Genomic DNA, 10,100 nt, shown 5'->3' with positions numbered 1-10,100 from the left:
TCCGTCGTCGGCAGCGTCAGAGGTGTATAGGAGACAGCCCCGACACACTGGTTCGAGGTGTTCCCCGACTCCCGGGAGTCGAGGCACCCCTGGACCGGGAGGACGAAGACGCATGACCCAGACGCACGACGTCATCAACCCCGCCACCGAGCAGGTGGTGCGCTCGGTCGAGCTCGCCTCCCTCGAGGAGGCCGACGCCGCCATCGTCCGCGCCGCGGACGCGTTCCCCGCGTGGCGGGACGTCGCGCCCGGGGACCGGGCGCTGCTCCTGCGCCGGTTCTCCGACCTCGTCGGCGAGCACCAGGAGGAGCTGGCCCTCCTCGAGGTGCAGAACGCGGGGCACACGATCGGCAACGCCCGGTGGGAGGCGGGGAACGTCCGCGACGTGCTGGCCTACTACGCGGGCGCCCCGGAGCGGAACCTCGGCCAGCAGATCCCCGTCGCCGGTGGCCTCGACGTGACCTTCCGCGAGCCCCTCGGGGTCGTCGGCGTCATCGTGCCGTGGAACTTCCCGATGCCGATCGCCGGCTGGGGCTTCGCGCCGGCGCTCGCGGCCGGCAACACCGTCGTGCTCAAGCCCGCCGAGCTGACCCCGCTGACGGCCATGCGCCTCGGCGAGCTCGCCCTCGAGGCGGGGCTGCCCGAAGGCGTGTTCACCGTCGTCCCGGGCCAGGGCTCGGTCGTGGGCGAGCGGTTCGTCACGCACCCGGCCGTGCGCAAGGTGTGCTTCACCGGCTCCACCGAGGTCGGGCAGCAGATCATGCGCGGAGCCGCCGACCAGCTCAAGCGGGTCACCCTCGAGCTCGGCGGCAAGAGCGCCAACGTCGTGTTCGACGACGCCGACCTCGAGCTCGCCGCGGCCCGCGCCCCCTACGGCGTGTTCGACAACGCCGGTCAGGACTGCTGCGCCCGTAGTCGGATCCTCGTGCAGCGCAACGTCTTCGACCGGTTCATGGAGCACTTCGAGACGGCGGTACGCGGTGTCGTGGTCACCGACCCCACCGACGAGGCCTCGGAGATGGGGCCGCTCATCAGCGCCGACCAGCACGCTCGGGTCCGTTCGTACGTCGAGGACGCGCCCGACCGCGTCGACGTCGCCTTCCGCGGTGCGGCCCCCGGCGGCTCGGGCTACTGGTACGCGCCCACGGTGGTCCTGCCCGGCTCGACGTCCGACCGGGTCTGGCAGGAGGAGGTGTTCGGGCCGGTCGTGGCCGTCATGCCCTTCGACGACGAGGCCGACGCCGTCGCCAAGGCCAACGACACCGCGTACGGGCTCTCCGGTTCGATCTGGACCCGTGACGTCGGGCGGGCCCTGCGCGTCGCCCGTGGCATCGAGGCCGGCAACCTGTCGGTCAACTCCCACAGCAGCGTCCGCTACTGGACGCCGTTCGGGGGCTTCAAGCGCAGCGGGATCGGGCGCGAGCTCGGCCCGGACGCGCTCGACGCGTTCACCGAGGTCAAGAACGTCTTCATCTCCACCGACTGAGTGCACGACCGACACCCCCCGGACAGCAAGGAAAGAGGAGTCATGGCAGGCAGGCTCGACGGCAAGGTCGCAGTCATCACGGGCGGGTGCTCCGGCATCGGCCTGGCCACCGCGCGGCGGTTCGCCGAGGAAGGGGCGAAGGTCGTCATCGGCGACCTCGACGCCGTCAACGGCCCGCGCGTCGCCGAGGAGGTGGACGGCACGTTCGTCAAGGTCGACGTCGTGAGCAAGGAGGAGGTCGACGCGCTCTTCGCCACCGCCAAGGAGACCTACGGATCGGTCGACATCGCCTTCAACAACGCCGGCATCTCCCCGCCCGAGGACGACTCCATCCTCGACACCGACCTCGACGCGTGGCGCAGGGTCCAGGAGGTCAACCTGACGTCGGTCTACCTCTGCTGCAAGGCCGCCCTGCCCTACATGCTCGAGCAGAAGAAGGGCTCGATCATCAACACGGCCTCGTTCGTGGCCGTCATGGGCGCGGCGACGTCGCAGATCTCCTACAGCGCGAGCAAGGGTGGCGTGCTCTCGATGAGCCGCGAGCTCGGCGTCCAGTTCGCCCGCGAGGGCGTCCGCGTCAACGCGCTGTGCCCGGGTCCGGTCAACACGCCGTTGCTGCAGGAGCTCTTCGCCAAGGACGAGGAGCGGGCCGCGCGCCGTCTCGTGCACGTGCCGATGGGCCGGTTCGGCGAGCCGGAGGAGATGGCCAACGCCGTGCTCTTCCTCGCCTCCGACGAGTCGAGCTTCATCACGGCCTCCACCTTCCTCGTCGACGGCGGCATCTCCGGTGCCTACGTCACGCCCCTCTGACACCGTGTCTCGCGTCGAGGAGGGGCCGTGTCGGACACCGTGACCCGCCCGGTCATCGGGATCACGTCGTACGTCGAGCCGGCGTCGCGCGGCGACTGGGTCGACGTCCCGTCGGCCCTCCTGCCGCACAGCTACGTGCGCAAGGTCGAGGAGGCCGGCGGCATCGCCCTCGTCATCCCGCCGCGGCCCGACGGCTCCGAGGACCTGATGCGTGCGGTGCTCGGCCGGCTCGACGGGCTCGTCATCGCGGGTGGGGCCGACGTCGCGCCGGAGCTGTACGACGCGACACGGCATCCGACCGTCCAGGCCTCGCGCCCGGACCGTGACGCCACGGAGGTGGCGCTCGCCCGGGCCACGGCGGCCCTCGACGTGCCGGTGCTCGGCATCTGCCGGGGCATGCAGGTCATGGCCGTGGCCGCGGGCGGCCGGCTCGAGCAGCACACTCCCGAGCGCGTCGGGCACGAGGGGCACTCGCCGGCGCCCGCCACGTACGGCAGCCACCCGGTGCGCACGGTGGCGGGCACCCGCCTGTCCGCCGTGCTCGGCCCGTCGGTCGACGTCCCGAGCTACCACCACCAGTCGGTGCTGACGCACCCCGGGTACGTCGCGGCGGCGTGGGCCGACGACGGCACGCTCGAGGCGATGGAGGACCCGGCCGTCAGCTTCCGGCTGGCCGTCCAGTGGCACCCCGAGGAGGGTGAGGACGCCCGGCTCTTCGACGCGCTCGTCGACGCGGCGCGCGCCAGGGTGCGGGGCCGGTCGGCCCGCACCTGAGCACGACGGGCCGCGCGAGGGCGCTGCGGCACGAGATGTCGGTCCCAGCATCCGGACCGGGTGTTTCGGCGATGTTTCCGCGCCCCTACATTGACGAGCGTGAAGCCGCACCTCGTGCACACCAGCACGCTCATTATCGACTAGCGCGACGAGAGACCCTCGTCGCGCAGACCTCCCGCACCCCGGGGGGTCTTTTTGTTTCCCGAACCACCGTGAGGGAGACCGCGGCCCAGGCCACACCCGGCACGGGCGGCACCGGCCCCAGGCCCGATGACGAGCACCGAGGACGACCGCACACGGAGCCATCCCCGAGATCGAGGACAATGAAGGCCATGGAAGCGCTGCACGTCTACGACACCACCCTGCGCGACGGCGCCCAGCAGGAGGGTCTCAACCTGTCGGTGTCGGACAAGCTGGCCATCGCCGGGCTGCTCGACGACCTCGGGGTCGACTTCATCGAGGGTGGCTGGCCGGGGGCTAACCCGAAGGACACGGAGTTCTTCGAGCGCGCCAAGGGCGAGCTGCGACTGCGCCACGCGACGCTCGCGGCCTTCGGGGCGACCCGACGGGCTGGGGGCGTCGCGGCGCAGGACCCCCTCGTGCAGGCCCTCGTCGACTCCGGCGCAGCAGTCGTGTGCCTCGTCGCGAAGTCACACACCGGCCACGTCGAGCGGGCCCTGAAGACGACGCTCGAGGAGAACCTCGCGATGGTCCGTGACACCGTCTCGCACCTCGCCCGGCAGGGCCGGCGCGTGTTCGTCGACTGCGAGCACTTCTTCGACGGCTGGCTTCTCGACCGCGACTACGCGCTGTCCGTCGTTCGCACGGCGCACGAGGCGGGCGCCGAGGTCGTCGTCCTCTGCGACACCAACGGCGGCATGCTGCCGCACCAGGTCGAGGAGGTCGTCGCCGACGTCATCGCCTCGACGGGTGCCCGCATCGGCGCCCACTGCCACAACGACACCGGCTGTGCCGCCGCCAACTCCGTCGCCGCCGTGCGGGCCGGGGCGACGCACGTGCAGGGCACCGTCAACGGCTACGGCGAGCGCACCGGCAACGCCGACCTCGTCACCGTCGCCGCCAACCTCCAGTTCAAGCTCGGCCTCGAGGCCATGGCGCCCGAGGCGTTCCGGCGGGCCATGCACATCGCCCACGCCATCAGCGAGGTGACGAACGTGCCGGCGTACAGCCGCCAGCCCTACGTGGGCGCGAGCGCCTTCGCGCACAAGGCCGGCCTGCACGCCAGCGCGCTCAAGGTCGACCCCGACCTCTACCAGCACATGGACCCCGAGCTGGTCGGCAACGGCATGCGCACGCTCGTGTCGGACATGGCGGGCCGGGCCAGCATCGAGCTCAAGGCCCGCGAGGCCGGGCTCGACCTGTCCGGGCGGCCCGACGTCGTCGCGGCGGTGCTCGCCGAGGTCAAGGACCTCGAGCTGCGCGGCTGGACGTTCGACGCGGCCGACGCCACCGTCGAGCTGATGATCCGCGAGGCCCTCGAGCCGGGCTGCACGCACTACTTCGAGGTCGAGTCGTGGCGCGTCATCACCGACTCCTCGGGCACCGGCGACGCCACCTCCGAGGCCACCGTCAAGCTGCGCGCCGACGGCTCGCGCCTCATCGCGACCGGCGAGGGCAACGGCCCGGTCAACGCCCTCGACCACGCCCTGCGCGACGCGCTGTCCCGCGCCTACCCCGAGATCGAGAAGCTCGAGCTCATCGACTTCAAGGTGCGCATCCTCGACGCGTCGCACGGCACCGACGCCGTGACCCGCGTGCTCATCGAGACCTCCGACGGTGAGACGTCGTGGGACACCATCGGCGTCGCGGGCTCGATCCTCGCCGCATCGTGGCGCGCACTCACCGACGGCATCGTCCGCGGCCTGATCCGGCAGGACGTGCCCAGGCGCTGACGGGGCCCGCGCCGCAGGAGCGGTGCCCGTGGGGTCGCCGCCGCGCCGGCGGTGGGCGCCGTCAGGTCGTCCCGCGCAGCAGGGTGAGCAGTCCGGGGAGCCAGGAGCCGGACCTCGCCCGGAAGGTGTCGGGGGCGAGCGTCGCTGCCCCGGCGGGGACGGCGCCGAGCAGGCCCTCGGGGAGGCCGGCGAGGTGCTCGCGGTTCGTGACCTCGACGACGTCGGGGTCCTCGGGCCAGGCGCCGATGACGACGCCCAGCTGACGGATACGCCTGTGCCCCAGCGCCTCCCGAGTCAGCATGGTGTGGTTGAGCGTGCCGAGAGAGCTGCGGACGACGAGCACCACGCCGACGTCCGGCAGGCCGCGCGCGAGGTCCGCGAGGGTCTCGCCCGCGTCGGTGAGCTCGACGAGCAGGCCGCCCGCGCCCTCGACGAGCACGTGGTCGTGCCCGGCTGACAGGCGACGCACCGCGTCGACGTGGTCGGCGAACGCCGGCAGGGCCGCCCCCTCGAGCGCGGCCGCGGCCCGGGGCGCCATCGGCGCAGGCAGCCGGACCCCCTCGAAGCCCGGAACGCCGGACAGGCGCTCGACCTCCGCGACGTCGCCCGACTCACCGGGTGCGACGCCGGTCTGCGTCGGCTTGAAGACCGTGACGCGTCGGCCGGCGCCAGCCAGCACGGCCGCCACGGCTGCGGTCGCGACGGTCTTGCCCACCTCGGTGTCGGTGCCGGTCACGACGATGACCGCCGGCAGCGTCACGGCTGCCCCGCCGGGGCGGTCGGTACCGCGTGCACGGCGGCGACGACGGCGACGAGCTCGGCGGCCTCGGCCACGGTGTCGGCGGGCAGGTCGGCGCGGGCGGTGACCCGCAGCCGCGAGACGCCGTCGGGCACGCTCGGCGGACGGAAGCAGCCGACGAGGATGCCCTGGGCCCGAAGCTCGAGGGCAGCCGCGACCGCGGCGTCGGGCGAGGGCATCGCCAGGGACTGCACCGCGCCGGCGGCCGGCGTGATGCCGCAGCGGGCCGCGATCGTGCGGGCGTTCTCGCGCACCCGCGCCGCGAGCCCCGGCTCGTCGGTGACGATCTCCGCGGCGGCGAGCGCGGCCGGGGCCAGGCCGGTGTCGAAGATGAAGGGCCGCGCGGTGTTGACCAGGTGCTCCCGCAGGGCGACCGGGCCGAGCACCGCACCGCCCTGGGAGCCGAGCGCCTTGGACAGGGTCAGCGTCACGACGAGGTGGTCGGCCCCGGCCATCCCGAGCGCCGCGACGAGGCCGCGCCCCCCGCCCGCGACGCCGATGCCATGGGCCTCGTCGACGACGAGGAGGGCGTCGTGGCGGCGGCACACGGCATGCAGGTCGGGCAGGGCAGCGGCGTCGCCCAGTACCGAGTACACCGACTCCACCGCGACGACGACGCGCCGGCCGGCGCGCTCGTCCAGTCGGGCATCGAGGTCGGCGGGGTCGTTGTGCGCGAAGGTCGTGTAGGGGACGCGGGCCATGCGGGCGGCATCGTGCAGCGACGCGTGGGCGTGGGCGTCGAGCAGGATCTCGGCGCCGCGTCCGGACAGCGCGGTCAGGGCGCCGAGGTTGGCGGCGTACCCGGTCGAGAAGACGAGGGCGCTCCGCTGCCCGGTGAGGCGGCAGAGCGCACCCTCCAGCTCGCGGTGCACCGGCAGGGTGCCGGTGACGAGCCGGCTGGCGGTGGCCGACGCGCCGTACCGGTCGATGGCCTCGTGGGCGGCGGCCACCACGCGGTCGTCCCGCGAGAGGCCGAGGTAGTCGTTGGAGGCGAGGTCGAGCGGCTCGGGCTCGGCAGGGTGCCGCCCGCCGACGCGAAGCACGGGGTCGAACCGGACCGTCCCGCGCTCCTCGCGCCCGCGTGCGCGCTCGTGCAGCCACGCGTCCCAGGCGCTCATCCGTGCACCTGCGCGACGGCGCCGACGACGGCCCGCGTGATGGTGTCGACGTCCTCGTCCGAGCACACGTAGGGAGGCATCGTGTAGACGAGATCGCGGAACGGGCGCACCCAGGCCCCACGCTCGAGCGCGGCACGGGTCACCGCGGGCACGTCGACCGGCTCGTCGAGCTGGACGACGCCGACCGCCCCGAGCGTGCGCACGTCGCGGACCGAGGCCAGGCCCGACGCCGGGTCCAGCCCCTCGGCCAGGCGACGCTCGATGCGCGGTACGGCGCGGTGCCACGTGTCCTCGACGAGGTCGAGGGAGGCGGCGGCCACGGCGCACGCCAGGGGGTTGGCCATGAAGGTCGGTCCGTGCAGCAGGGCCCGGAACTGCGACCGGGTGATCGTGGCGCCGACCGCTTCGGTCATGAGGACGGCCGCGAGGGTGAGGTAACCGCCGGTGAGGGCCTTGCCGACGCAGACGACGTCCGGTGCGACACCCGCCCACTCCGAGGCGAACAGCCGCCCGGTGCGGCCGAACCCGGTCGCGATCTCGTCGGCGACGAGCAGCAGGTCGTGCTCGTCGGCCACCTCGCGCAGGATGCGCAGGCACCGTGGGTCGTACACGTGCATGCCCCCGGCTCCCTGCAGGACCGGCTCGACGACGACGGCAGCCAGCTCGTCGGCGTGGCGCCGGCCCAGGTCGCGCAGCCGTGCCGCCCAGGCCTCGAGGGCGGCCGAATCGGTCTGCCACGCGTCGGCGACCGGGTCGTGGCGGGCCGCAGGTGGGCGCTGGGCGAAGACGTGCCGGGCGAGGACGCCGGGAAAGGCCGAGTGCATGCCGTCGACGGGGTCGCAGACGCTCATCGCCGCGAACGTGTCGCCGTGGTAGCCGCCGCGGACGGTGAGGAACCGCTGTCGGCCCGGCCGGCCCGACCCGGCCTGGTACTGCAGTGACAGCTTGAGGGCCACCTCGACCGACACCGAGCCGGAATCGGCGAAGAACACGTGCGCCATCGGGCCCGGCGCCAGGGCGGTCAGCCGCTCGGCCAGCGTCACCGCCGGCTCGTGGGTCAGGCCGCCGAACATGACATGGCTGAACCGGTCCACCTGTGCGTGCGCCGCCGCGTCGAGGGCGGGGTGGCGGTACCCGTGCACCGCGCACCACCACGACGCCATGCCGTCGACGGCCTCGAACCGGGTGCCGTCGGGCGCGGTGAGGTCGAGCCGCACGCCGTGGGCTGCGGTCACGGCGTAGGGCGGGGCCCCGTCGAGAGGCGCGTACGGATGCCAGACGAGCCCCCGGTCGCGCCCGACGACGCTCGTGTCCGCCGAGCTGGGCCCGTGTGCGAGCACGTCGGCGGCCTCACGCATTGGGGCTGGCGGCCGTGCCGGCGCCGCGACGCCGCTTGGCCGGGTCGTGTGACGGCGTGGTTGCCGGGCCCGGAGCGCCCTGCCCCGCAGCGGGTTCCGCACCGAGGACGACGAAGCCGTTGTCGCGGATCAGCTCCAGGTCTGCCTCGGCCGCCTGTCCCTCCGAGGTGAGGTAGTCGCCGAGGAAGATGGAGTTCGCGACGTGCAGGGCGAGGGCCTGGAGGGAGCGCAGGTGCATCTCGCGACCACCCGCGACGCGGACCTCGCGGTCGGGGCACACGAAACGGGCGGCGGCGAGGATGCGGACGCAGCGGGCCGGCGTCAGCTCCCACGTTCCCTCGAGCGGGGTCCCGTCGAAGGGCATGAGGAAGTTGACGGGGATCGAGTCCGAGCCGAGGTCGCGCAGCGCGAGCAGCGCCTCGACGAGCTGCTCGTCGGACTCGCCGAGCCCGGCGATGAGTCCCGAGCACGCCGACAGGCCCGCGGCCTGGGCCCGGCCGACGGTCTCGACGCGGTCGGCGTAGGTGTGGCTCGTGACGATGGAGTCGTGGTGTGACTCGGCCGTGTTGATGTTGTGGTTGTAGGCGTCGACGCCGGCGGCGCGCAGGCGCTCGGCCTGACCGTCCCTGAGCAGGCCGAGGCAGGCGCACACCTCGACGTCGGGGTGCTCGGCCTTGAGGGCCCCGACCATGCCGGCGACGCGGTCGACGTCGCGGTCGGTCGGGCCGCGCCCGCTGCTGACCATGCAGACGCGCGTCGCGCCGCCCCGGAGGCCGGCGCGGGCCTGCTCGATCGCCTCGTCGCTCTTCAGCCACGTGTAGCGCAGGATGTCGGCCGTCGAGCCGAGTCGCTGCGAGCAGTAGTGGCAGTCCTCGGGGCACAGCCCGGACTTGAGGTTGACGAGGTAGTTGACCTTCACCGTGTTGCCGAAGTGCTTGCGGCGCAGGCGGGCCGCGGCCGCGACGACGTCGAGGAGCTCCTCGTCGCTCGACCGCAGGACGTCGAGGGCGTCCTCGGCGGTGGCCGGGGCGCCGGACAGGACGGCGTCGGCCAGGTCGTCGAATCGGCGGGTCATGCGGGCTCCTTGCGCTCGGCACTGAACGGTGTTCAACTTGAACGGCGTTCAGTATGCCGAGTCGCTACGCTCGGGTGTCAACGCGGTGGACGCGCGACCCAGGTCACGCGGCGCGTCCGTCGGTGAGCAGCAGGGGAGGGGGCGGACGTGGCGCTGAGCCGGGACCAGGTCGTGTCGACCGCCGTCGACATCCTGCGGCGGTACGGCCTGGCCGACCTCACGATGCGGCGCCTCGCGCGCGAGCTCGACGTGCAGCCCGGTGCCCTGTACTGGCACGTCGCGAACAAGCAGGAGCTGCTCGTCGAGGTCGCGGGGCGGCTGCTCACGGCCATCCCCGAGCCCGACCCGCAGCGACCGCCGCAGGAGGCGCTCGCCGCGCACGCGCACGCCCTGCGCGAGGCGGTGCGGCACGTGCCCGACGGTGCCGACGTCGTGGCGCTGGCGCACGCGGTCGACCCGCGATCGCTGCGTCCCGTCGAGGACCTCGTGCGGCTCGTCGGCCGCGCGGGGGTGTCACGCCGCGACCGCGAGGCCGTCGCCGAGGTCGTGCTGCACCACGTCCTCGGGTCGGTGACCACCGAGCACAACCAGCGCATCGCCCTCGACCTCGACCCCGACTTCCGGGCACGCGACGCCGCGGCCGTCGCCAAGGCCTTCGAGGTCGGCCTCGAGGTCGTCCTCGCCGGCCTGCGCCACGGCTGACCGGTGCTGGTGCCGGACGGCCCAGGCCCTGTCTCTTATACACATCTGCCGCTGCCGACGACGGA

The 10,100-nt window shown here is 73.5% G+C and carries 9 protein-coding genes; 5 read left to right on the top strand and 4 right to left on the bottom strand.

Translation table 11 applies throughout. The features are described 5' to 3' along the window. Positions 1–112 precede the first annotated feature (112 nt). The 4 genes from ACPYOM_RS18145 to cimA all read left to right on the top strand — a co-directional run bounded on the left by ACPYOM_RS18145 (position 113) and on the right by cimA (position 4,983). Complete coding sequence (locus ACPYOM_RS18145) at positions 113–1,486, top strand: aldehyde dehydrogenase family protein (RefSeq protein WP_481347032.1); 1,374 nt, start codon at positions 113–115, stop codon at positions 1,484–1,486. A gap of 42 nt (positions 1,487–1,528) precedes the next feature. Then, complete coding sequence (locus tag ACPYOM_RS18140; protein ID WP_481347031.1) at positions 1,529–2,296, top strand: 3-oxoacyl-ACP reductase; 768 nt, start codon at positions 1,529–1,531, stop codon at positions 2,294–2,296. 27 nt (positions 2,297–2,323) lie between these two features. Next, on the top strand, positions 2,324–3,070 hold the full coding sequence (locus ACPYOM_RS18135; RefSeq protein WP_481347030.1) for a gamma-glutamyl-gamma-aminobutyrate hydrolase family protein: 747 nt from the start codon (positions 2,324–2,326) through the stop codon (positions 3,068–3,070). Between the two features lie 332 nt (positions 3,071–3,402). After that, positions 3,403–4,983 (top strand): citramalate synthase, encoded by a 1,581-nt coding sequence (cimA, locus tag ACPYOM_RS18130; protein ID WP_481343772.1) that lies wholly within the window; start codon positions 3,403–3,405, stop codon positions 4,981–4,983. A gap of 61 nt (positions 4,984–5,044) precedes the next feature. Here cimA and bioD read toward each other — a convergent pair whose 3' ends face one another. Genes bioD through bioB form a run of 4 tightly spaced genes read right to left on the bottom strand, consistent with a single transcriptional unit; the run spans position 5,045 to position 9,333 of the window. Next, a complete protein-coding gene (gene bioD, locus ACPYOM_RS18125; protein ID WP_481347029.1) occupies positions 5,045–5,743 on the bottom strand; it encodes a dethiobiotin synthase in 699 nt (232 codons plus the stop codon). After that, complete coding sequence (locus ACPYOM_RS18120; RefSeq protein WP_481347028.1) at positions 5,740–6,900, bottom strand: 8-amino-7-oxononanoate synthase; 1,161 nt, start codon at positions 6,898–6,900, stop codon at positions 5,740–5,742. The genes bioD and ACPYOM_RS18120 overlap by 4 nt, the downstream gene beginning before the upstream one ends. After that, positions 6,897–8,258, bottom strand: a complete 1,362-nt coding sequence (bioA, locus tag ACPYOM_RS18115) for an adenosylmethionine--8-amino-7-oxononanoate transaminase (RefSeq protein WP_481347027.1) — start codon at positions 8,256–8,258, stop codon at positions 6,897–6,899. Before bioA ends, ACPYOM_RS18120 begins: the two co-directional genes overlap by 4 nt. After that, positions 8,251–9,333: a biotin synthase BioB gene (gene bioB / locus ACPYOM_RS18110; RefSeq protein WP_481347026.1), complete on the bottom strand. Its 1,083-nt coding sequence runs from the start codon at positions 9,331–9,333 to the stop codon at positions 8,251–8,253. The genes bioA and bioB overlap by 8 nt, the downstream gene beginning before the upstream one ends. A gap of 147 nt (positions 9,334–9,480) precedes the next feature. Here bioB and ACPYOM_RS18105 point away from each other — a divergent pair, with 147 nt between their 5' ends. Continuing rightward, a complete protein-coding gene (locus tag ACPYOM_RS18105; protein WP_481347025.1) occupies positions 9,481–10,035 on the top strand; it encodes a TetR/AcrR family transcriptional regulator C-terminal domain-containing protein in 555 nt (184 codons plus the stop codon). The last annotated feature ends 65 nt before the right edge of the window (positions 10,036–10,100 follow it).

It is taken from the genome of Monashia sp. HAY1-2A, from assembly GCF_056755315.1.
The sequence above is the reverse complement of the archived record's forward strand: the minus strand, read 5'-3'. Positions and strand labels throughout refer to the sequence as shown.

Excerpts from the sequence above, each read along its gene's own strand:
- bioB (WP_481347026.1), bottom strand. The coding sequence starts at position 9,333 with ATGACCCGCCGATTCGACGACCTGGCCGACGCCGTCCTGTCCGGCGCC.
- ACPYOM_RS18140 (WP_481347031.1), top strand. The coding sequence starts at position 1,529 with ATGGCAGGCAGGCTCGACGGCAAGGTCGCAGTCATCACGGGCGGGTGC.
- ACPYOM_RS18145 (WP_481347032.1), top strand. The coding sequence starts at position 113 with ATGACCCAGACGCACGACGTCATCAACCCCGCCACCGAGCAGGTGGTG.
- cimA (WP_481343772.1), top strand. The coding sequence starts at position 3,403 with ATGGAAGCGCTGCACGTCTACGACACCACCCTGCGCGACGGCGCCCAG.
- ACPYOM_RS18120 (WP_481347028.1), bottom strand. The coding sequence starts at position 6,900 with ATGAGCGCCTGGGACGCGTGGCTGCACGAGCGCGCACGCGGGCGCGAG.
- bioA (WP_481347027.1), bottom strand. The coding sequence starts at position 8,258 with ATGCGTGAGGCCGCCGACGTGCTCGCACACGGGCCCAGCTCGGCGGAC.